The organism is Mesorhizobium vachelliae (assembly GCF_033977325.1).
Taxonomy (GTDB): domain Bacteria; phylum Pseudomonadota; class Alphaproteobacteria; order Rhizobiales; family Rhizobiaceae; genus Mesorhizobium; species Mesorhizobium vachelliae.
The window spans coordinates 223,580-244,063 of the sequence record NZ_JAVIIR010000011.1; the positions used below are offsets into that span (position 1 = coordinate 223,580).

Consider the following 20,484-nt stretch of genomic DNA (forward strand, 5'->3'; position numbering starts at 1 on the left):
GAAGGGCGGCAGCACTCAGCTCATCACGAAATACGTCACCGACGACCCCTGGGCCTGGTAGGAGCCGGCACATGCGCTTCGAAAAATCCCTCGACCTTTTGCTCGTCCATTGCCAGGGCGAGGTCGGTCATGTGCTGACCGGCGGCGCGCCGCAAATCCCGGGCAGTACCATGCTCGACAAGATGAACCACATCAACGCCGTGGATGACAGCCTGCGTCGCATCGTCACCAGAGAACCGCGCGCGAATGTGGCCATGTCGGTGAACCTACTGGTCGCGCCGACCCGAGCCGATGCGGATGCCGGCTTCATCGTGTTGCAGGCAGACAAGGCTCATCCCATGTCTGGCAGCAACTGCATTTGCGTCGTCACGGCGATTCTCGAAAGCGGATGCGTCGCCATGCACGAGCCCGAGACGGTCGTGCGGCTGGACACGCCTGCTGGCCTCATCGTGGCGCGGGCGCGCTGCGATAACGGACGCTGCCTGTCCGTCAGCCTCGACAACGTGCCGAGCTTCGCGGAGCTGCTTGACCACGCAATCGACACGCCGCAATGGGGCAAGATCAAGGTCGATGTCGCGTTCGGCGGCGTCTACTATGCTCTGGTTGACGTGGGCCAGATCGGGCTTTCCATCAAGCCATCCAACGCGCGCGGGCTCGCCGAAGCAGGTATCGAGCTCAAGCGCCTGCTCGCGGAGCAGGTGACGGTGAGCCATCCCACGCTCTCGGGTGTCGACGAGATTGCCTACGTCATGTTCCGCGATCACGAGCCCGATGGCGCGGTGCGTACCTGCACGACGCTGCCGCCGGGCCGGGTGGACCGCTCGCCATGCGGTACCGGAAGTTCCGCCAACCTCGCGGCGCTTTTTGCACGCGGCCTGGTGAAAGTCGGCGATGCCCGCATCTCTCGGTCCATCATCGGCGGCGAGTTCACGGCCGAGGCGATAGGCGAAGCGGAAATCGGCGGCCGCAAGGCCGTGCTGCCGCGCGTCACAGGTCGTGGTTATGTCTTCGGGCGTTCGGAGTTGCGGATTGCGCACGACGAACCATTCCCTGTCGGCTTTGTGCTCTCCGACACTTGGGGACCCCAGGTCGATCTGTTGACGTAAGTGAGACAAGGATGGGCAAGCTGATTGGCGACCTAGACTGTTCTCGTTATGGCGGAATCCGGCGATATCGGCGCGGTAATCGTCGAAAATTTACCGCGGAACGAGCCCGTCCCATCGCTTAGTACGGTCGCATAGGCTAAGCGCCGAAGCGCTGCTGGCGCGCTGGCGCCGCTGGAAATCGGCTTGGCACAAGGAGTTTCAGCTTTTTTGCCGCCGCCGATCTCGGAAGGAAGCTATCCAGCACTTCAAGACAACGGCGGGCGACGCACCGTCAATATGGCGAGCCGCGCCGTCCATCGCGGGGATGCCAATGCCCTACGGCGCGAGCAAGGCAGCGCGCGCCCCTTGCAGCCATATCAGCGCCGCCGATCACCGACTGCGTCGGCGCTGCCAATCCGAAGCGTCCACCTTTGGCGCCACACCTCGAACAACAATATCGTCTCTGTCTGGCCTCGAAGGCGCGCAGCGCGTTCAGGTAGGCCGAGTTCGCGTTCGGGTGACTCTTGCGCTGAGAAACTCAACCGGCTCGTGGCCACGACCACCTCATGAAGCTACTGCTCGGTTGCAGATTCTGCGGCCTTCAGGACCTGAACCCCCGATCGAGAATTGGGCCGTCAATATGGCCGGTTACAAATGCGTGTCAATCCGCGAACCCGGCAGGACCCGCCGATTGAAAGGGGACTGGCGGCAGGCTTATTTTGATCCAGTGCTTCACAGGTCGCGTCTGCCCCGGTTAGCCTCAAAATTCGAAGTTATAGCTACATGGAATTCATGAGATCACACAAAGTGCAAAGTGGAAGGGCGAAATGTGATCCATCCGTAACGTGGATGAACATTATCCAAGCAATCGATTTTCAAGAATCCAAAGTAAAGTGTAAAAAGTACCATGGGGGCCATCATCAGGAGTATGTCCGATGGCAAACGCTCTTCGCGGTATGACCGGACCCGATACCTTCTTCAGCAGTGAGAGCGACGATCTGATCGAGCAGCCTCAGGGCGTTGACTGGATCGACGGTCGCGGCGGCCACGAGTCCATCCCGTCCGGTGAGGTCATTTACGGCGCAAGGAGAGACCAGATCTTCGGACAAGAGGGCGTTGACTACCCTCTATCCGACGGCCACGACAAACCGCGCACTATTCGGGACCCATGTTTTGACGTGCTTGATTGGTGATGAAATGCGAACGCTGCTCATTGACCATCATGCCCACCTTACACGCACGATACAGGGGGCGCTCGAGGATTGCGGTTTCGCCGTTGACGTGGCTCGTACCCTGGACGAGGCATCCACTGCATTTTGTTGCGCGAGCTATCACATTCTCCTGTTGGAGTTGGTCATGCCGGACGGTGATAGCTTGCCCTGGCTGGCACAGTTAAGGAGCAACGGGCATTCGGTTCCTGCCCTCATCATGAGCAGTGTCGACGATCTCGAAAAACGGATCGCGATTTTCAACGGTGGTGCGGACGATTTCCTGCGTAAGCCCTTCTGCACCGAAGAGCTCATCGCCAGAATGCGAGCCATTCTGCGGCGTTCAACACAAATTGCCGACCCCACCCTTGCATTTGGCAACCTGCAATTCGATCCGATCGGCCGACAAGTTTTCGTTGAGGGCCAGGCAGTAAAGATAGCACGCCGCGAACTGTGTATTCTCGAGCATCTACTCAACCGCGCAGGCCGCACTGTTCCCCGCGCGCAGCTAGAAGATAGCCTCTATGCGTTCGACGATGAAGTTTCGGCCAACGCGCTCGAAGTCGGCATCTATCGTTTGCGCAAAAATCTGAGTCAGTCAGGGGCAACGCTGCGAATCAACACAGCGCGTGGCATTGGCTACATCCTTGAATTGACTGACGCACCATCTGCCTAAGCTGGTCGCATTTGAAAGCGAAGATTGTCTTGAAAGTCGTTCCTATTGGCCATCCTGCCACCAATCGTCGGTCGACCGTCATTGGCGGTTTGAGAACTATGGTTTCTCCTTGCTCGGCCTATCTTCTTTGCGCGCTCATTCTGTTTTTCCCATTTTCTGCTACGGCCCAAAACAAGCGGTACGAAGGCGCACCGCGTGCCACTGCCAATAGCATCAACGGCACGCTGAATCTTTCCTCTTCGCTTGGCAAGACAATTCATTTGTCCGCACCAGCCGCCAGCATCTTTATTGCCGATCCGACGATCGCAGATTTTCAGGCACCCTCGAATAAGACTGTCTTCGTCTTTGGCAAGAAATCCGGGCGGACCAGCCTATTCGCTTTGGACGCCAACGGGGAGGCTCTCGCGCAATTGCATATTGTTGTCACTGAACCCATCGAGGATCTGCGCGCCATGTTGAGGACTCGGGTCGGCGACTATCCAATCCACGTCAGCTATACGCCGCGCGGCGCGATCCTTAGCGGGACAGCGCCCAATGCCCAAGTCGTCGACACCGCAACGAAAGTCACTGAGCAATTTCTCGGTGACGGTGCGCAGGTCGTCAATGAGATTCAAGTCGCTGGGTCGTTGCAGGTCAATCTGAGTGTGCGCGTAGCTGAAGTCTCCCGTAGCGCCATGAAGGAACTCGGTATCAACCTGTCCGCTTTCGGCAAGATCGGCAATCTGACAGTGGGTTTGGCCAGCGGCAAAGGTGCCGGTTCTGGTGCGGCGAGCGGCGGCGGTACGGCCGGCGTCGCGTACAATGATGGCAATGTCAGCCTTGGCGCGGTTCTCGACGCGCTTGCAAAGGAGCATGTCGCTTCTGTCTTAGCTGAGCCGAATCTCACCGCGATGTCCGGTGAATCCGCCAACTTCCTGGCCGGCGGTGAATTTCCCATTCCGGTCGTGCAGGGGAGTGGGCAAGTCTCGGTTGAATTCCGTCACTTCGGCGTCGGCCTGGAGTTCGTGCCAACCGTTCTCAACAACGAGCAGATCAATATTCGCGTGAAGTCGGAAGCCAGTGAGCTGTCGACACAAGGTGCCGTCCAAATCAACGGTATTTCCGTGCCTGCCATCTCCACCCGGCGTGCCGAGACCGCCGTTGAGCTCGGCAGCGGTCAAAGCTTTGCAATCGGTGGGCTGATCAGGCGTAGCGTCAATACTGATATTCGCGCCTTCCCTTGGCTGGGCGACTTGCCGATCCTCGGCGCGCTGTTCCGTTCGTCATCATTTCAAAAGGAGGAGACGGAACTGGTTATCATAGTCACACCTTACATCGTGAGGCCTGGATCAAATCCCAAGCAGATGAGCGCACCCACCGATCGCCTCGGCTCAGCTTCCGACGTGGAGGCCACTCCGATGAATTCATCGGAAAATCCGCCGCAAGACCACGCTACCGGCGGCTCAGGCGCCCTGGATGGCTTCATCATCGAATAGTAACGCCCATGATGATGCGGATCACAAGCCTCCTGGTCGCTCTGAGCGCAAGCGTGAGTGGCTGCACAAGCTCCTCGCCGGTTGAGTCATCGACCGAAATCATTGTCCGGCAGGAGAACAAGGTCTTGTTCTTGCAGAGCCTTCGCGCTGTCGAACGGCAGCGTTTGCGTAATTTCATTGCGAGTGCCAGCCGTGGCCGGAGCGATGCCGTCCATCTTTTTATCAGCGGCCCGCCCTGGCTCGGCGCACAGATCGCCAGTCAGGTGATGGAGATGGGAGTTGACGGCTACAACATCCGCCTCTTTGAACAGCACCACCGTTCTGCAGCGCGAATAGAGGCGATTGTCTACGACAGCCTCCCTCCTGACTGTCCGCCATTTTCCGGTCCTTTAGCCAATGACAGTTCCTTCGACCGGACGCTTGGCTGCTCGACTCGCCGCAATTTGGCGGTCATGGTCAACGATCCGCGCGACTTGATCGACAACAACGCTGTCAGGCCAAGTCTCGGTGATCGCGCGGCTATCCCGGTTGCCAAATACAGGACCTTCGAGACGGGCAAGACCAGCAGCGCAGAACAGGGAAAGTAACAGCAATTGGGGCCATGGCACATACGCCGCCAGGCAACGCATGACGGCGGTTGCGCAAGGGCAGGAATGGTCGCTGGGTGCCAACGGTATCGATGGAGGCATTACGCAACGGGCTATGCCGGGCGGCGATTAAATTTAGGCGATCAGACTTGAGGAACCTCTCCCCAAAAGCCCTTCGGAGCGTCGTCAGAATGTTGCCTGGTTTGCCCTGGGATGAAGCATTCGTTGGAATTACTGATCGACTTCTCACGCCGCCGCCGTGAAATACCTCCTGTCCTGTGTCACATTTTCGATCCGCCTGTACCACGTGCAGAAGGTGATCGGGATAACTATGGTGCTCCGGCTCTGACGCTCGAGGAGTTCGCGCGTTGTTCGACAACTCCTCCTCGTCAATCCACGCCTGCAAATGGCAATGGTCGTCGGAAGATCAGTCTAAAGACAGCCGCGCATTCATTGGGGGGCGCTATCGCAGTCGGACAGACTTCGCCTTCCTGCCAGGCTACTCTCAGGCACCGGATCGAGTAGAGCTACGCTCCGCGTCGGCGATCGACCCGCGGAACTGTTGTCAGAAGGATTCACGAAAATCGTTTTTGGATGGCGCGCCGACGATGCAATGCACGATCTGTCACGTCCAAGGGTTCACCCTGTCGCCACCTAGCCCACCAATCAAGCGACAAAGTTTGTACAGCCGCTGATTGGCAGGATAGGCCAATCCGCGCCGAAGGAGACGCGGATTGATTTGTCAGGCCACGCGTTGAGCCAGCGTCGCCATACCTACAAAGTCGGGAACGCCTGCCGCTTGCATGGGGCCAGCCTCAAGGCTTGCCTTCAGATCGGTTAGATAATTCTCCGCGTAGGATTTGGCGGCTTCGACCGGTAGGTTGACGCCGGCCGTAAAGGCCTCTTCCAGCGCCGCCTTCGCGAGCCCGTTGCGAATCGCGAGTTTGACCTCGGGGCCAGCGACAAGGCCTACAGCCTGAGCAGCGATATCGAGCCCTGCTTCGGCCAATGCCTTCTTAATGTTGCCTCCACTAATAGCGGTATGAATGAGTTTCCCTGCTTGCGACGCCCCCTCGAGCGCCATTGAAACGGCATCGGCGATTTGACCCAGGCCCGGAACGAAGCTGAGGAGGCCCACAGCCGTCGCGGCCCAATCAAAAACTTTGGAACCCACTTTGAGCACGCCGTCGATGGTGTGCATAAAAGCCCCGCCATTCTTCTTGGCAGACTTGGTATCGGGCTGGTCCGCCACACCCATCTTCATATCCGCGACCGCGTCCTGATCTGCCGCGGTCTTGGGAACATGGGCCTTCGCCTGCTGAACCGTGCGGTTCGCAACGGTCATATCGTCATAAAATTTGGCGAAGTCCCGGTTGCTGATGTTGCCGGAATCGACAGTATGTCCGCCGCCAAAATCGAAGAACCGATGATGGGTCTTATAGCCCGTAATTGAATTGTTCAGCAAACCGAACAATAAGGGATCTGACAGCAGCTGCGACGCCGCTTGTCGTACCTTTGGACTGAGACTCTTGTCGTCCGCCATCTTCGCCAGTTTGTCCCGGGTCAGGACACCGCTACCAAAAAAGGCTTGCTGATTGCGGTTAATCATATCGAGCGTGTTCAGCTCGGGTTGCGTGAGGCTCATCGACGATGAAGCGACTTGCAGGAAGTCGTATTTGTGGACCTTATCGATCGAGCCACCGTATAACTGCTTCCAGGAATCCGGGTGGGTGAGGAAGTATTGGGCGGCCGCAGTGACTTGGGGCGGGCATTTGCCGGTTTTTGCTGTGCCGTCAACGATCTGCCGGAAATCAGCCAAGCTCAGGTTCTCGGGTAGGTTGTCGGAGTACCGGTAAAGCTCGCGCACTGCATCGTTCAAGGTCATGACCGTCGGCTGACCATTTCCAGATCCGTCGGATGGGATGTAGTTCTGCTCGTAGCTTCGTGCCTGCTGGTCCTGGAAGGCGGCGACTTGTGGGTGAAGGTCTGAGAACCCGGACAAATCCTTTGCCTTGATCTTGCCGCCGCAGCGGCCATCACCCTGCGAGCCGATGGCATAAAAGAGCTCCGGGTCCTGCTGCAAGCTTTCGATTGCAGCCTTAAGATCCGGCGGCGTGGACGGATCATTGGCTAGCTCGCTCAGCGAATCCCAACTGAGCGGGCATTTGTCCTTATGGCGGTTCAGCACCGCTACAATCTGCAGCTCTGGCTCAGTCAGCTTGCCGCCACACCACGTGATCCGCGTGCCCGCTATCGGCGCCGGCGCGATGGGAGGTGGCGCGATGGGAGGCGAAGCGACTGCAGGGAGGGCTTGATCCATTGATTTCAATGCCTCCCTCAGAGCGGGTGGCATGAGCTCGAGCGGGTGCTGTCGCAAGGCTTGCAGCGATGACTTCACATCTGGCGACAGTTCGTCCAGCGGGTGCTGCTGGAATTCGTCCATGGCCGACTTCAAATTCGCTGGCGGCAGGCCCAGTTGCGCGAAGGAATCGGGAGCGTTTTCCTGCGGCGAGCAACTGGACAGCATCGCCTGGAAGGGCAGAAACGCGCCTTGCCCGGTCTGGGCGACAATTTGTGGAGAAGGTTCCGGGCCCGAGCAGGCCTGTGGGGAGGGGGCGGGGGTGGAGCTATTTGCTGCCAAAAGGTTAAGCGACATCGTGCATCCTCACAGTTGAGATCAAAAGCCGCCACAATTGCGTCACCTGGTGCCACTGTCGTTCCCGACGAACGCCGGCCGCATGACTAACGCGTGGCTATCAATGCTGCCGATTCTTAGTTCCTCGTCAGCGACAACACCGATTACAAGCTTCAGCTGTCGAACAGCTGACGAGTGCGGAAGGACGCGCGATTGCTAGCGTATGGCCGCCGTGTTGCTTCATGCGGGAAGCTGCGGTGTATCCTCAATTGTCATCTCTGGCTCTGTGCAGGCTCACGGACGACGCTGTCCTGATGCGGCACTTCGGAAGAGAACGGACCTTCCGGTCGCCCATCGCGAACGACCACGGTCGAGGAGCCACGAAACAACATCAGTTCCGTCTCCTTTGGAGGCGTCCCGGTGTCGTGAGGTCGCGCCTGTGCCTCGGCTACGAGACCGTTGTACGTCTGCTCCACAAGCACAATGAAGCGGGGTGGGCCGGAAACCATGACCAGGCCCTTTCCCGGTGCCGGTCTCACTACGTAGCGCTCGTCGGAAATTCCAAGCTCATCAAGGGCCGCCTTGAACACCTCGAAGCGGACCGAAGTCAAAACCAGCATACGAGTCTGCGCTTCTTTCGCAGCAGATACGTGGAGCACAAGCCCATCATAATACCATTGGAGATCGTAGAGGTCGGTCAAGCGGTCCAGAAACGCGCGCGGCGACATACTCGGCATACGCCCGCGGATGCGCCCCTTTACCTCGGAGCTGACGTCGACGTCGACATTGAGGTTGTTGCCGAATTCTCGCAAAGCGGCAGACAGGTCCTGATCCAGAACTGTATACCTATAAGGCGTCGACGGCAGCGACAGAGGGGCCGCCAGCGTCGCATAAATGCCGGTGGAGAGAAGAACCCCGAGAAAGAGAACTCTCATCCCAATGTGGAGAATGGTAGACTGGATTAACTTTCCCGGCATCTTGTCCCCAATCGAAAGCTGAAATTCGTGCTGACCTGGACGCCGAACGTGGCCTTTAAATGACGCTTCGTGGCCAGTTCGTCAGCTTGTCGTCAGTTCGCCTCCCTAGGAGAGAAGCTCGATAGCGGGTGATGAGCGATCAACTCATCACACACTTCAAACAGAACAACTGAGTCTTTGCATGACAACTGGTGTTACGTCCATCTCTGCCAATTTTGCCGACAACCTGTCTAGGGTAGGGCCAACGTCAGCATGCGGCGAGCAGGCCCAGTTTGAGTGCGCACTTGTAGAGGCGGTCGCCTCGATTAAAAACGATGGCCCGTCGGCGACGGCGGGGGCGGGGGCGGGGCCTGTTGCTCCAGTCCTGGAGGTTCCGCGCGCGACAAGCGAGACGAGCCCATTGGGCGACCGCGTGCTCCAGACCCTTTCATCGCTGTATAGGGACAACGCCGTGGCACCTGCCACGCCCGACCAAGAGGTACCCCTTGTGAAGGACGTCCTACTCGGGCCGGTGGAGCAGTCTCCTTCCCAAGCAGGGTCGGGAATGCGCATGTCAGGCGCTCCGCCAGGAAGGGAGAATTACGAAGCGATGATTGCCGGTCTGCGGGAAGTATACAGCGCCGTCACTGAGGTTTCCCTTGTCACCAAGAGTATCAGCGGCGCTACGTCATCCGTGAATACGCTAATAAAACAAGGATGAACGAGGCGCATGATCGCGTCACCGCACGGCGAAGGCATTGATCGCCGCCCGGCTGGTCGGCGATCGTGTCATTATGTTTTGCCGCTGCTCTTGGTTCTGAGCGGTTGCAAGGACGACCTCTACACAAAATTGCAGGAACGCGATGCCAATGAGATGCTCGCGCTTTTGCTTGACAACGGCGTGGATGCGGTCCGCGTCGCCGCCAAGGATGGGACCAGCACGATCCAGGTCGAAAATGAGCAGGTTGCCTTCTCAATCAACCTGTTGAATGCGCAGGGGCTGCCGCGTCAGGTTTTCAAGAATCTCGGCGAAATATTCCAAGGATCGGGCCTGATTGCCTCGCCGACCGAGGAGCGCGCGCGTTACGTCTATGCGTTAAACGAAGAATTGTCGCATACCATTAGCGAAATCGACGGCGTTTTCTCAGCACGTGTCCATGTTGTTTTGCCTGACAACGACCTGTTGCGGGAGCGCGCCACACCATCCTCGGCCTCGGTATTCGTCCGGCACGATGCCAACATAAATGTCTCGGCTCTGCTGCCGCAGATAAAGATGCTCGTTGCAAACAGCATCCAAGGCTTATCCTACGACAAGGTAGAGGTCGTATTCGTGCCGGCGGAACGGCCGGCAGTTGAGCAACGGCCTGCCTTGACCCAAGCAGCTAAATCAATTCCGGTGCCACTTCTGGCGGTCATTGTGGGTCTCGCCGTGGCAGTATTCGCGGTGCTGTCCTACTTGGCCAGTTCTCTTGTCTATGGGCGGAGGCAGCAATCGCAACGAACCAGGATCGAGGGGCGCTCGGGTGTTTCAGCAATCGGGGCCGCTCGTAAAAAGACCATCGGCGATGCCGCATAGGAGGTATTCCCAGTGCAAATACGGATGCAAACCTTCAAACACGATGACTCCTTCAAATTGCCTTTTACGGTCCTGGGCGAGCTTGCCGCTTCAACTCATCCGACCCGCCTTGCTGCACGCCTTGACCCGGCTTTGTCGGCTGCGACGTTGGTGCGGTTGCAGAACAACCAAAGACTGCAGCCAAGACTGGCAAAATTACTCCTCGACGATGGAATGGACCTGAATGGAAGCGGCTGGGGGCCGGACCTTCTGCATGGGCATGATCCGCGCCAAGCTGCTGTGTTTGCCGGTAGTATCTGGCATGCCCGTTCGCTGCTGAAGCTGGTTTCCAAGTCTGAACTTGCCGTTCTGATCGAACGTATCGGCGCTGAAGCGCATACGTTTGGCATCCGACACCAGGCGCAGGCGATCTCAACCAGCTTGATCGCGGATCCGGAAAAACTCGCCCAACGGATTGAACACGATGGATTAGCCTGTCTTGGGGTTTGGCTCGATGAGCATTCTTTGCTCGACCGCCACCGGGTGTTCCTACGCTTGCCCGTCGGGACCGCGGCCGAGAATCCTGCGACCGAACACCGCGATGCCGCAGACCAATTGTTTTCGCTTGTGCTGTCGTATCTGAGGACGGAGGTCCCGGCGATATGACGCTCGACGATATCGTAGCGCCGGTCGCTCCGCGGATGCGCCCCGTCGGGCCGCTGGTCCCGGCCAGTGAGCTCGAAATCTGGCACAATGCCTTTGAGGCGCGCGCGGCGGCGGAACGGTATCTGCTGCGGGTTCGCCGCTGGGCCCGCATAGCTTATCAGCGGGAACGGGAGCGCGGACGTAGTGAGGGGATGAATCGTGGCGCTGAGGAAATGGCACGGCTAATTGCGCAGTCCGTCTCTGAAGCGGCACGCCAAAAGGCAGCCCTGGAGCAGCAATTGCCACAACTCGTCATGCAGATCGTAAGCGACCTGCTGGGCGCTTTTGACCCCGGTGAGCTGTTGGTGAGCGCCGTTCGCCACGCGATCGAACGGAAAGGCGGCGCGGAAGTCCGCCTTAAGGTGTGTCCCACGCAAGCCGATGCCGTCGCAGGCGAGTTCGCTGCGTACGATGGACGGGAAGGCCGGCCGAAAGTTCGAGTTGATCCGGATCCGGCGCTGTCGCCGCAGCAATGCGTGCTGTGGAGCGACTATGGCAATGTCGATCTTGGACTTGATGCGCAATTGCGGGCGCTGCGCCTCGGCTTTGGATTGCATGCTGAACAAGGCGAGCTATGACCGAACTGCTACCACAACGCGGCAGTCCGGCTGTAGACAGGACAATGGATGCGGCGCTCTCGTCTCTGAGATCGACCGCAAAGCATATCGACACGCGTGTCGTGCGCGGACGCCTAACTAGGGCCGTCGGTACGGTGCTCCATGCCGTGTTGCCGGATGCTCGAATTGGGGAACTTTGTCTGTTGCAGGATCCGCGCACCGGACGCTCTCTCGAAGCCGAGGTGATCGGTTTCCTTCAAAATGGCGTGCTGCTCACCCCGATCGGTGACATGGTGGGCCTGTCCAGTCGCGCAGAAGTGGTTGCTAGCGGTCGAATGCATGAAGTGCCAGTCGGCCCCGATTTGCTTGGCCGCGTGATCGACAGCTTTGGCCGTCCCCTCGACGGCAAAGGCGCTCTCAAAGCCGGCCAAACGCGCCCGCTTCGGGGCAAGGCGCCCAACCCCATGACAAGGCGCATGATCGAGCGACCATTCCCACTTGGCATCCGCGCCTTGGATGGTCTCCTGACATGCGGCGAAGGCCAGCGGATCGGGATCTATGGAGAGCCTGGTTGCGGCAAGTCAACGTTACTATCGCAGATCATAAAGGGCGCGGCCGCCGACGTTAACATAGTTGCCCTCATTGGCGAGCGCGGGCGGGAAGTGCGCGAATTCGTTGAGCGACACCTTGGGGAAGCGGCTCTTCGTCGTACGATCGTTGTGGTCGAAACATCCGACCGCTCGGCAATGGAGCGGGCGCAATGTGCTCACATGGCAAGCGCACTTGCCGAACATTTTCGCGAACAAGGACAACGCGTCGTTCTGATGATGGATTCCTTGACGCGCTTTTGCCGGGCCATGCGCGAAATCGGACTTGCTGCGGGCGAGCCGCCGACCCGGCGAGGCTTTCCGCCTTCCGTGTTTGCCATGCTGCCAGGCCTGCTGGAGCGCGCGGGCATGGGCGAGCGTGGCTCAATTACGGCCTTCTATACAGTGCTTGTCGAAGGTGACGGCGTGGGGGATCCCATCGCAGAAGAATCGCGCGGCATTCTCGATGGCCATGTCGTCCTCTCACGCACGATCGCTGCGCGATCCCATTTCCCCGCGATCGATGTGCTGCAAAGTCGCAGCCGCGTAATGGATGCGGTCGTGTCTATGGCACATCGCAAGGCGGCATCGACGTTCCGTGATCTCCTCTCGCGCTATGCCGAGTCCGAGTTTTTGGTCAAGGTCGGCGAATACAAGCAAGGCAACGATCCGCTTACTGACAGGGCTATCGACTCGATCGGCGACCTGCAGGAATTTTTGCGTCAGGGAGAAGACGAGGCGAGCGACTTTGAGGAAACCTTCGCATGGATGTTGCAGCTGACCGCATGAATTGTCTCCACGCTACGAGCTTGCGGCTTTTGAAGGATATGCGAGAGCGTAGCGCCCTTCGTGAGCTGTCCAAAAAGGAAGCTAAGGCCCACCTAGCGGCCGAGGCCGCACAGCATGCTTCCCGCGAGCTTGCAATCGCACAACAACACTGCGCAAGGGCGGAAATGGAGCTTTACCAACGGTTTGCATCGCTTGATGCCTTGTCCATCCAGACGCTCGACCAAGGCCATCTCCACATAGAGCGCCTTGAGGCTGAGGTCGCCTCGAGGCGCAAGACGCTTGATAATGCCTGCATCGCTCAGGAACAGACCGAGACAGCGGCGTCTGAGGCAAGGTCGCACTGGATCAGCTGTTCGGCGGCAAGGCACAAGTGGCAACAAATTGAGGACGACGTCCGGCGCGGCGTCGATATCCACTCTCAGACCGCAGCCGAGACGGAGGCCGAGGATGAGATCCTGCTTCGGTACGCGAGTGTCTCGCTCACCGATGTGGCGGGCAAGTCAATCTGATGACCGCTAGCATTCTTGTCGTGTCGCAATGGTGCCGTCTTGTAGAGCCGAAAACACTTTGAGCACACACGATTCACTGAAGCCAAAGCTAAGTCTGTCCCACGACGTCGTCTCGTGGCTCAACGAGTGCGCACACCCCCGCACGCCTTTTCAGTGCCGACTTGGCGACGAGCCGCTATCGGTGCGAATAGGACGGCTTGTCTGGCAGCCGGAATCGCTTCCCATTCCGATGCTCGAGTGCATTTGGCGGCTCGGAGATGAGACGATCGTCTTGTCGATCTCCCGTGCACTGATAGAGAGGCTCATCTCGACCGTGCAGAGCGGCATTGGCTTGCCTTCCGAGCCAACCGGTTCAATGGTTCTCGAACTCGCACTTGAGCCGCTTCTCGCTCGACTCGAGGCTCAGACACGGCAGGACGTGCAACTGGCTCAGCTGCGCGAAACCACCATGCCACCTCCCTATCTCGAATATGACGTCGCCTGCGGCCCGATCAACGGCAAAGCTCGTCTGTGCCTATTCTCGCCTCTAGATGGCCCGGTGCCGTTCGCGTTCCACGCCCTGGGAGATCTGCTTCGACAGTTGCCGCCACAACCGTGCGAATTACCCGCAGAGCTCCCGGTCCTGGTTGCAGGAAAGATCGGCTCGCTTTGCGTTCCGGCGGCGCTTATTCGCAAAACATCTGCCGGTGATGCTTTGATACCAGACGTATTACCGTTCCACCGCGATCAGATCATCCTCTCTGCGGGCCGGCTCTGGGCCGTGGCAGATGTTGCGGACGACCGCCTGATCCAGCGGGGGCCTTTCCGCCCGCAACCATGCCCCTTGGAGAGTGCGCACATCATGACAGAACCGGAATTGCAGCAAGGGCCATCGGATGCCGAGCTCGACGATATCGAAATCACTCTGGTTTTTGAATGCGGCCGCTGGCTGATGCCGCTAGGGGAACTGAGGAGTGCCGGCGAAGGGCATATCTTCGAACTTGGTCGGCCGGTCGACGGTCCGATCGATATAGTTGCCAACGGCCGGCGTATCGGCCGTGGCGACATCGTGCGCATCGGCGACGAGCTTGGCATCAGGCTACGTGGCGGGTTGGCATGCAATGAGTGAGATCCAACCCGGGATTCTGGCGCTTCTTGCGGTTACGGCTGGGCTGGGTCTGCTGCTGCTCACAGTCGTCACAACCACCGCCTTTATAAAGATATCTGTGGTTCTCTTCCTCGTCCGCAACGCGCTCGGGACGCAGACGATACCCCCCAATATAGTTCTTTACGCGACGGCATTAATTCTCACCGTTTTCGTTAGCGCGCCTGTTATCGAGCAGACCTATGCGCGCGTCACGGACCCGAAACTCCACTATCAGACCTTCGACGATTGGGTTACCGCTGCTGAAGAGGGACGAGAGCCTTTGCGTGGCTATCTCAAGAAGTTCACAAGCGAAGAGCAGCGTCGATTTTTCCTATCGTCGACCAAACAAGTCTGGCCAGAGGAAATGCGCGCCAGGACGACACCTGATGATTTCGCCATTCTCGTACCATCCTTTCTAATTTCAGAACTCAAGCGTGCCTTCGAAATTGGCTTTCTTCTTTATCTTCCGTTTATCTGCATCGATCTCATCGTAACCACGATTTTGATGGCGATGGGCATGTCAATGGTATCACCCACAATGATAGCTGTCCCTTTCAAACTATTTCTATTTGTTACTATTGATGGTTGGTCCCGACTAATGCACGGGCTTGTGTTGAGTTATACAACACCGGGAGGTTGAGCATGGATGAGGCCAGCATTGTAGCCCAAATGAGCCAAACCTTAATCGTTTTCATGATTTGGGTTCTGCCGCCACTCATTGCCGCTGTGGTTGTCGGCCTGGGCATCGGCATTATCCAGGCGGCAACACAGATTCAGGACGAAACCTTGCACCTGACAGTGAAACTATTGGTCGTTGTTGCGATCATTGTTCTGTTTGCTCCTGTGCTAAGCGCTCCGCTCATCGAGCAAGCCGATTACGTGTTCTCCCAGTTTCCCGCGATTATACCGAGTTACTAGCCTTCATGATGTCTGGTTGGTCACCCACCGACGCCCAAATGCTCATCCATGCGGCCATCGAACTCATCATCGCCGCCGGTCTTGCTGCGGCTCGCGCTGTCGGCATTATGCTGGTCCTGCCAGTATTTACGCGGTCTCAAATTGGCGGGCTGATCAGAACATGCCTTGCTGTCGCGTTCGGGCTACCGTGCTTGGCACCCATCAGAGACGGGTTACAGCTGCTCGATACTGATACCCGTTTCATCCAAGTGACACTGCTCGGTTTGAAGGAGATTTTTGTCGGGCTGCTACTTGGGATTCCGCTCGGAATCCCGATATGGAGCCTCCAGGCGGCCGGTGAGCTTGTCGACACCCAGCGCGGCATCACCAGCCAAGTCGGTCCGGTAGACCCCGCGACGAACACTCAGGCATCCGCGATGGGACTTTTTCTCGGAATCACAGCGATCACGATCTTCGTCGCATCGGAAGGTCTGGAGATCATGATCGGCGGCCTTTATGGCAGCTACTCGATCTGGCCCGTATATCAATTTTACCCCACGCTGACCTCACAAGGGGCAATGGAATTAATCGCCCTCCTCGACCGGATTATGGTGACGAGTTTACTAGTCTCCGGGCCTGTCGTGGCCTTTCTGTTGCTAGTTGACATTTCGATAATGATCCTTACCCGCTTTGCCCCGCAACTCAAGTCGAACCGTCTTTCCCCGACAATCAAAAATATCGGCTTTCCGATCATTATGGTCACGTACACTGCGTATCTCATCGACGCCATGGCGTCAGATATCGCACAGGCCAAAGGCGGGCTCGAGGCGTTCGAAAAGATGCTGAAATGAGCACGAGCGAAGAGAAGAAACACCCGGGCACTCACAAGAAGCTAAGCGAAGCACGCAAGAAGGGGCAGATTGCGCGCAACACCGATTTCGTCCGCGCCGTCGGCACCTGCGCCGGTCTCGGCTATCTGTGGTTAAGAGCTAGCGCGATCGAAGACAAATGCATCGAAGCGGTATTATTGACCGACAAGCTGCAGGATCTGCCTTTCAATATCGCTGTCGGGCAAGCGCTAATTCTCTTGACCGAACTCACCGTGACGACAGTCGGCCCGCTGCTTGGAACTGTAGCCGCCGCGGCGGTCTCGGCCGCGTTCATCTCTAACGGTGGACTACTCTTCTCGTTCGAGCCGATGGCGCCCAAGTTTGAAAAAATCAATCCTTTTCAGGGACTGAAGCGCATCGTGACGGTGCGCTCCTTAACCGACCTTGGCAAGGCGCTGGTGAAGCTATTAGTCCTCGGCGCTATCTTTCTTTTTTCTATTCTGGGCATGTGGAAAACGATGGTCTATCTGCCGGTCTGCGGCATTTCGTGCCTCGGCTTCGTCTTTACGGAGGTGAAACTGCTGGTCGGGATTGGTGCCGGTGCACTTCTGGTCGGCGGCTTGATCGATCTCCTGCTCCAACGCTGGTTGTTTTTGCGCGACATGCGAATGACTGAGACCGAGGTCAAGCGCGAAAGGAAGGAACAAGAAGGTACGCCAGAGTTGAAGCATGAACAACGTCGCCTACGTCAAGAGATGGCTAGCGAACCTCCGCTTGGCGTGCATCACGCCACATTGATCTTGAGAGGGCGGGCGATATTGGTCGGTCTGCGTTACGTGAGGGGCGAGACTGGGGTGCCGGTCTTGGTTTGCCGCGGCGAGGGCGAGGCCGTTTCACCTATCTTCGGAGCGGCGCAGGCGCTACGTCTAAGTATTGTCGACGATGATGGCCTAGCGCGTCAGCTCATCCAAACAACCAAGTTAGGAAAACCTGTTCCTATGCAGTATTTCGAGCCAGTTGCTAGAGCACTCCATGCCGCTGGGTTAGTCTAGACGAGTATACAAAATCGGTTTCTGTTATTGCGCAGGCTACTGTGCCGCTATGGGCCATGGGCAATCCAGAACCGTCTATGTGTCCGGCCGACCTCGCATGTTTTGGAGAATTATCGCAATGTTCGCTACCATCGGGACTACCTTTACTACTCAGCGCGCTCGGTCCGCCGTCACAAGTCATGTGCCACTTGCCTTGCGTGTGTGTTGACAGGCGCCATTCGCTGCTTTCTGATCACCTGTCTACCTGCGGAAAAATCGATCCGGCCAAACAGTGTAACCGGATCGAGCGCATGCTCGGTCACCTCAAGCTCCACCGCGCCACCGCCTCTCGCTGCTCGTGGCAGCGATGGACGCCTCAAACTACACTGTCTTCCGAACCGTTGCCCGAGCGAGAGCCTGCCCGACCGGATCGGCGTGCACACGAACCTCTTCTGGGTGGCGTGCCGAAGTTCCTGGTCCCTGGTTATATTATGCCTCTCAGGGCACTGCGACCCCGGTCTCAACAGAACCTATGCAGAGATGGCGAGCCGTTACGGAACGCGGTACTCTGGGCAGAGGCCGAGACAGTTGCGGTACAAATTGCACAGCGCTGGTTCCTGGCGTAGCTGCCGTCGGCAGGTCGCCATGATCGACCGATCGACCTCCGTGGGCCAGCGGCAGCCGGCGCATCTTGCAATTGTCTCCAAAACCAACATGCGCAAATGTCTCCGATCGAACCGGAGGTGTCGGGCGAAATGAGAAATTGACTCCTCTCGTTTCATGAAAAGTCCCACCACGGTCCATCTCAAAACTCGTGCGCCCGAATGACGATGGCTTCCATTGCATTGCTGCCTCCGTCAGATTGTCGAAAGCCAAGCACCGTAGAGATAGAACCGCTTGAAGTGCTCGGAACTGCAAAGGAAGTAGGATGGATCTCTTCGACAATATCGGTGCGTCCCCCGCCTCAGATCCCGCCCGAAGAGATGAAGCAGGGTTGCAACAGCACCAGGTCGAGCAGAGGAGTTTTGAGCAGCGACTGAACGAGCTACAAGGAAGCGTGCCTCGGCCGGTCAATCCAACCCCGGGTCCACCGCCCCACTCGCCTGCGCCAAGTGTCTACCACGACGAGATTCTTGCAGCCGCCGATCGCGGTGCCCGCTTACCGGCTGAAAGTTTCGCTTCGGCGAAGTTTTGGCAGGGAATTGATAGCGTGACCAACTCGCCTACCCCAAACGTCGATCAGGAGGAGCTTCCGCAGTTCGGCGGCCATGCTGTGTCGGTATCTGCAAGCGACCCAGCGATTGGAGGCGCTTGCCTGCAAGATTTGGCTTCCCTGCCACCGCCGGTCAACCTCCCAGGCGTCCCTTTGAGAAGCGCTCCCCACACCCCCCTACCTCGCGCTCCCCGGGCAGGTTTAGGGCAGCCTCCGGCCAATCAACCGGGCGGTCCAATCAGCGCACCTCCCACAGAGCCGACCGAGGCGCGCTACCAAGCTGTCCTCCTGCAGCGAACTGCACTGCTGCGTAAGCGAGAACGCCGCCACCCAGACGAGCTGCTTTTTAACACGTACCGCAGGCTGGCTACGGCCAAGGGAAATCGAATCAGCCAGAACAGGATTTCGAAAGACATAGCGGCGTTGCGGAAGTTCAGTGTGCGCCTTGCCAAGGACCACCAGAGCCAAATCGCCGGCCGGATTCACGATCGGCAACTGGACAGCCTAGTGAAGCTCTGCGCGGCCGGCGATACCAAATTACTTGGTCAAATCAACTCAGCATTGGGCAGGCTCCGACAGGCCCAGGCCGAAGGGCAGGTGATAGTTGGCCGGAATCGACCTAGCACGGAGGATGACGAGGTCTTCGCTGACTACCACACAAAAGCCACAACCGACAAAGTGAGCGAAACCACGGTGAAGACCGACTTGGCGACGCTGCGTAAGTTCAGCGCATGGCTTGCAAAGAACCACCAGAGCCAAATCCGCGGCAGGATACAGGATCAGCAATTGGACAGCCTGGCTAGGGACTACGCGGGCAACGATCCCCTACTACTGCGTCAAATCAACTTTGCGTTGACCAGACTCCGGCAAGCATCTGCCGGAAAGCGGGTGACCGTTGCTCGGGGCGCTCGACCGGTCACGCAGGATGACGAGGTCTTCGCCGACTACCACACAAAGGCCACAGCCGGCAACGTAACCGCGGTGAAGACCGACTTAGCGGCGCTGCGTAAGTTCAGCGCATGGCTTGCAAAGAACCACCAGAGCCAAATCAGTGGCAGGATTCAGGATCGGCAATTGGACAGCCTGGCTAGGGACTTCGCGGGCAGCGATCCCATACTACTCCGTCACATCAACCTTGCGTTGATTAGAATCCGGCAAGCATCTGCCGGAGAGCGGATGACCGTCGCTCGGAAACCTAGTAGCAGGGACGATGAGGAACTCTTTGCCACCTACGAGGCAAAAGCTACCGCCGACAAAATAAACTCACACACGGTGAAGACCGACATCGTGGCGCTGCGTAAGTTCAGCAAATGGCTTGCGCAGAACCACCGGACGCAAATCGCCGACCGGCTTGAAAGTCCGGAGTTGGACGCGCTGGCGAAAGCCTATGCGGGCCGCGAGGCCTGGCGTATAACACCAGCGTTGAGAAGGCTCCGGCAGACCAAGGCCGAACAGCGGGTGACAGTTAAAGACCATCGTCCTGTCACCAAAGACCATCGTCCTGTCACCGAAGACACCAGAGTGATTGAGGCTGCCTGTAACGAAGCCGCCAGTAAAGGATATTACGGGAGAACGATTAGGAATTATCGACCTGTTTTGCTGCGTTTCAATGATTGGCTCACTGAGAACTTTGGTAAGGGTGTTGCCCGGATTGAACCTGCGGTGCTGAACCGTGCGGTTGAAGAGTACAAGAAGAACGAATCACGTGGGTTCCGCAGCGCGTGGAGCTTCTTTCAGAGATTTCGACAGATGTCCGCAGCAAACGAGGTCCTGCACTTGGCCGCCAACGGGCAGGCGGGTTGGCGCCAGGATGAAGGCCGCGCACACAAAGCGGCGGCGCAAACCGCTTCCTTGTCGCCTTTCCCCCTGCCTCCAGCCGACCCGTCTTGGAACCAGCTGCGAGACCTCATTCAAAAAGACCTTGCGCAGCCTAGCTCGTCCTCGGCCTTCGCAGGCGCCCAGCAGGCCAGCTCGTTTCAAGAGTTTTCCTCAGCTCCGCATACTCCGTTCGAGGGGGCTTGGGATTGGCTCACCACGCAGATGCAGTCCTCCACGCCCTCGTC

General features: G+C 58.1%; 19 protein-coding genes and 1 pseudogene. 18 read left to right on the top strand and 2 right to left on the bottom strand.

All coding sequences use genetic code 11. The features are described from left to right. The first annotated feature begins 71 nt into the window (after positions 1 to 71). From RFM41_RS23060 to RFM41_RS23080, 5 genes are all read left to right on the top strand, one after another. Positions 72 to 1,106: a proline racemase family protein gene (locus tag RFM41_RS23060; protein WP_320251070.1), complete on the top strand. Its 1,035-nt coding sequence runs from the start codon at positions 72 to 74 to the stop codon at positions 1,104 to 1,106. A 914-nt stretch (positions 1,107 to 2,020) separates the two neighbouring features. After that, complete coding sequence (locus RFM41_RS23065; protein ID WP_320216886.1) at positions 2,021 to 2,278, top strand: hypothetical protein; 258 nt, start codon at positions 2,021 to 2,023, stop codon at positions 2,276 to 2,278. Between the two features lie 4 nt (positions 2,279 to 2,282). After that, positions 2,283 to 2,969: a winged helix-turn-helix domain-containing protein gene (locus tag RFM41_RS23070; RefSeq protein ID WP_320251069.1), complete on the top strand. Its 687-nt coding sequence runs from the start codon at positions 2,283 to 2,285 to the stop codon at positions 2,967 to 2,969. 29 nt (positions 2,970 to 2,998) lie between these two features. Beyond that, positions 2,999 to 4,444, top strand: a complete 1,446-nt coding sequence (locus RFM41_RS23075; RefSeq protein ID WP_430681819.1) for a type II and III secretion system protein family protein — start codon at positions 2,999 to 3,001, stop codon at positions 4,442 to 4,444. A gap of 8 nt (positions 4,445 to 4,452) precedes the next feature. Then, positions 4,453 to 5,031, top strand: coding sequence for a CpaD family pilus assembly lipoprotein (locus RFM41_RS23080; protein WP_320223456.1), 579 nt, complete (start codon positions 4,453 to 4,455; stop codon positions 5,029 to 5,031). 742 nt (positions 5,032 to 5,773) lie between these two features. Here RFM41_RS23080 and RFM41_RS23085 read toward each other — a convergent pair. Both RFM41_RS23085 and RFM41_RS23090 read right to left on the bottom strand, forming a co-directional pair. After that, positions 5,774 to 7,687, bottom strand: a complete 1,914-nt coding sequence (locus tag RFM41_RS23085; RefSeq protein WP_320251067.1) for an HrpF/NolX family T3SS translocon protein — start codon at positions 7,685 to 7,687, stop codon at positions 5,774 to 5,776. Between the two features lie 251 nt (positions 7,688 to 7,938). Further along, positions 7,939 to 8,643, bottom strand: a complete 705-nt coding sequence (locus RFM41_RS23090) for a nodulation protein NolW (RefSeq protein WP_320251065.1) — start codon at positions 8,641 to 8,643, stop codon at positions 7,939 to 7,941. A gap of 181 nt (positions 8,644 to 8,824) precedes the next feature. Between RFM41_RS23090 and RFM41_RS23095 the strand changes: the two genes are divergently transcribed. The 13 genes and pseudogenes from RFM41_RS23095 to RFM41_RS23150 form a co-directional block, all read left to right on the top strand. Continuing rightward, on the top strand, positions 8,825 to 9,343 hold the full coding sequence (locus tag RFM41_RS23095; protein ID WP_320251063.1) for a nodulation protein NolB: 519 nt from the start codon (positions 8,825 to 8,827) through the stop codon (positions 9,341 to 9,343). Between the two features lie 9 nt (positions 9,344 to 9,352). Further along, the gene (gene sctJ, locus RFM41_RS23100; RefSeq protein ID WP_320216880.1) at positions 9,353 to 10,198 is read left to right on the top strand and encodes a type III secretion system inner membrane ring lipoprotein SctJ; all 846 of its coding nucleotides are present in this window, start codon (positions 9,353 to 9,355) and stop codon (positions 10,196 to 10,198) included. Between the two features lie 24 nt (positions 10,199 to 10,222). Further along, the gene (locus tag RFM41_RS23105) at positions 10,223 to 10,843 is read left to right on the top strand and encodes a nodulation protein NolU (RefSeq protein WP_320223460.1); all 621 of its coding nucleotides are present in this window, start codon (positions 10,223 to 10,225) and stop codon (positions 10,841 to 10,843) included. Then, positions 10,840 to 11,460: a type III secretion system stator protein SctL gene (gene sctL / locus RFM41_RS23110; RefSeq protein WP_320251060.1), complete on the top strand. Its 621-nt coding sequence runs from the start codon at positions 10,840 to 10,842 to the stop codon at positions 11,458 to 11,460. Before RFM41_RS23105 ends, sctL begins: the two co-directional genes overlap by 4 nt. After that, positions 11,457 to 12,815: a type III secretion system ATPase SctN gene (gene sctN / locus RFM41_RS23115; protein WP_320223462.1), complete on the top strand. Its 1,359-nt coding sequence runs from the start codon at positions 11,457 to 11,459 to the stop codon at positions 12,813 to 12,815. Before sctL ends, sctN begins: the two co-directional genes overlap by 4 nt. Then, a complete protein-coding gene (locus RFM41_RS23120; protein ID WP_320216876.1) occupies positions 12,791 to 13,324 on the top strand; it encodes a hypothetical protein in 534 nt (177 codons plus the stop codon). The genes sctN and RFM41_RS23120 overlap by 25 nt, the downstream gene beginning before the upstream one ends. A gap of 28 nt (positions 13,325 to 13,352) precedes the next feature. Then, positions 13,353 to 14,432, top strand: coding sequence for a type III secretion system cytoplasmic ring protein SctQ (gene sctQ, locus RFM41_RS23125; RefSeq protein ID WP_320251058.1), 1,080 nt, complete (start codon positions 13,353 to 13,355; stop codon positions 14,430 to 14,432). Next, on the top strand, positions 14,425 to 15,090 hold the full coding sequence (gene sctR / locus RFM41_RS23130) for a type III secretion system export apparatus subunit SctR (RefSeq protein ID WP_320223464.1): 666 nt from the start codon (positions 14,425 to 14,427) through the stop codon (positions 15,088 to 15,090). Before sctQ ends, sctR begins: the two co-directional genes overlap by 8 nt. A 2-nt stretch (positions 15,091 to 15,092) precedes the next feature. After that, the gene (locus RFM41_RS23135; RefSeq protein ID WP_320216873.1) at positions 15,093 to 15,368 is read left to right on the top strand and encodes an EscS/YscS/HrcS family type III secretion system export apparatus protein; all 276 of its coding nucleotides are present in this window, start codon (positions 15,093 to 15,095) and stop codon (positions 15,366 to 15,368) included. A gap of 8 nt (positions 15,369 to 15,376) precedes the next feature. Further along, the gene (gene sctT, locus RFM41_RS23140; RefSeq protein ID WP_320223469.1) at positions 15,377 to 16,198 is read left to right on the top strand and encodes a type III secretion system export apparatus subunit SctT; all 822 of its coding nucleotides are present in this window, start codon (positions 15,377 to 15,379) and stop codon (positions 16,196 to 16,198) included. Next, positions 16,195 to 17,229 (top strand): EscU/YscU/HrcU family type III secretion system export apparatus switch protein, encoded by a 1,035-nt coding sequence (locus tag RFM41_RS23145; protein WP_320228529.1) that lies wholly within the window; start codon positions 16,195 to 16,197, stop codon positions 17,227 to 17,229. Before sctT ends, RFM41_RS23145 begins: the two co-directional genes overlap by 4 nt. Before the next feature lie 325 nt (positions 17,230 to 17,554). Then, positions 17,555 to 17,831, top strand: a pseudogene (locus tag RFM41_RS34195) (IS21 family transposase); the annotation flags it as partial. A 305-nt stretch (positions 17,832 to 18,136) separates the two neighbouring features. Further along, on the top strand, positions 18,137 to 20,484 hold a 2,348-nt coding region (locus RFM41_RS23150; protein WP_320319299.1), incomplete at its 3' end, for a hypothetical protein.

Excerpts from the sequence above, each read along its gene's own strand:
- RFM41_RS23060 (WP_320251070.1), top strand. The coding sequence starts at position 72 with ATGCGCTTCGAAAAATCCCTCGACCTTTTGCTCGTCCATTGCCAGGGC.
- RFM41_RS23065 (WP_320216886.1), top strand. The coding sequence starts at position 2,021 with ATGGCAAACGCTCTTCGCGGTATGACCGGACCCGATACCTTCTTCAGC.
- RFM41_RS23070 (WP_320251069.1), top strand. The coding sequence starts at position 2,283 with ATGCGAACGCTGCTCATTGACCATCATGCCCACCTTACACGCACGATA.
- RFM41_RS23080 (WP_320223456.1), top strand. The coding sequence starts at position 4,453 with ATGATGATGCGGATCACAAGCCTCCTGGTCGCTCTGAGCGCAAGCGTG.
- RFM41_RS23085 (WP_320251067.1), bottom strand. The coding sequence starts at position 7,687 with ATGTCGCTTAACCTTTTGGCAGCAAATAGCTCCACCCCCGCCCCCTCC.
- RFM41_RS23090 (WP_320251065.1), bottom strand. The coding sequence starts at position 8,643 with ATGCCGGGAAAGTTAATCCAGTCTACCATTCTCCACATTGGGATGAGA.
- RFM41_RS23095 (WP_320251063.1), top strand. The coding sequence starts at position 8,825 with ATGACAACTGGTGTTACGTCCATCTCTGCCAATTTTGCCGACAACCTG.
- sctJ (WP_320216880.1), top strand. The coding sequence starts at position 9,353 with ATGATCGCGTCACCGCACGGCGAAGGCATTGATCGCCGCCCGGCTGGT.
- RFM41_RS23105 (WP_320223460.1), top strand. The coding sequence starts at position 10,223 with ATGCAAACCTTCAAACACGATGACTCCTTCAAATTGCCTTTTACGGTC.
- sctL (WP_320251060.1), top strand. The coding sequence starts at position 10,840 with ATGACGCTCGACGATATCGTAGCGCCGGTCGCTCCGCGGATGCGCCCC.
- sctN (WP_320223462.1), top strand. The coding sequence starts at position 11,457 with ATGACCGAACTGCTACCACAACGCGGCAGTCCGGCTGTAGACAGGACA.
- RFM41_RS23120 (WP_320216876.1), top strand. The coding sequence starts at position 12,791 with ATGGATGTTGCAGCTGACCGCATGAATTGTCTCCACGCTACGAGCTTG.
- sctQ (WP_320251058.1), top strand. The coding sequence starts at position 13,353 with ATGGTGCCGTCTTGTAGAGCCGAAAACACTTTGAGCACACACGATTCA.
- sctR (WP_320223464.1), top strand. The coding sequence starts at position 14,425 with ATGAGTGAGATCCAACCCGGGATTCTGGCGCTTCTTGCGGTTACGGCT.
- RFM41_RS23135 (WP_320216873.1), top strand. The coding sequence starts at position 15,093 with ATGGATGAGGCCAGCATTGTAGCCCAAATGAGCCAAACCTTAATCGTT.
- sctT (WP_320223469.1), top strand. The coding sequence starts at position 15,377 with ATGTCTGGTTGGTCACCCACCGACGCCCAAATGCTCATCCATGCGGCC.
- RFM41_RS23145 (WP_320228529.1), top strand. The coding sequence starts at position 16,195 with ATGAGCACGAGCGAAGAGAAGAAACACCCGGGCACTCACAAGAAGCTA.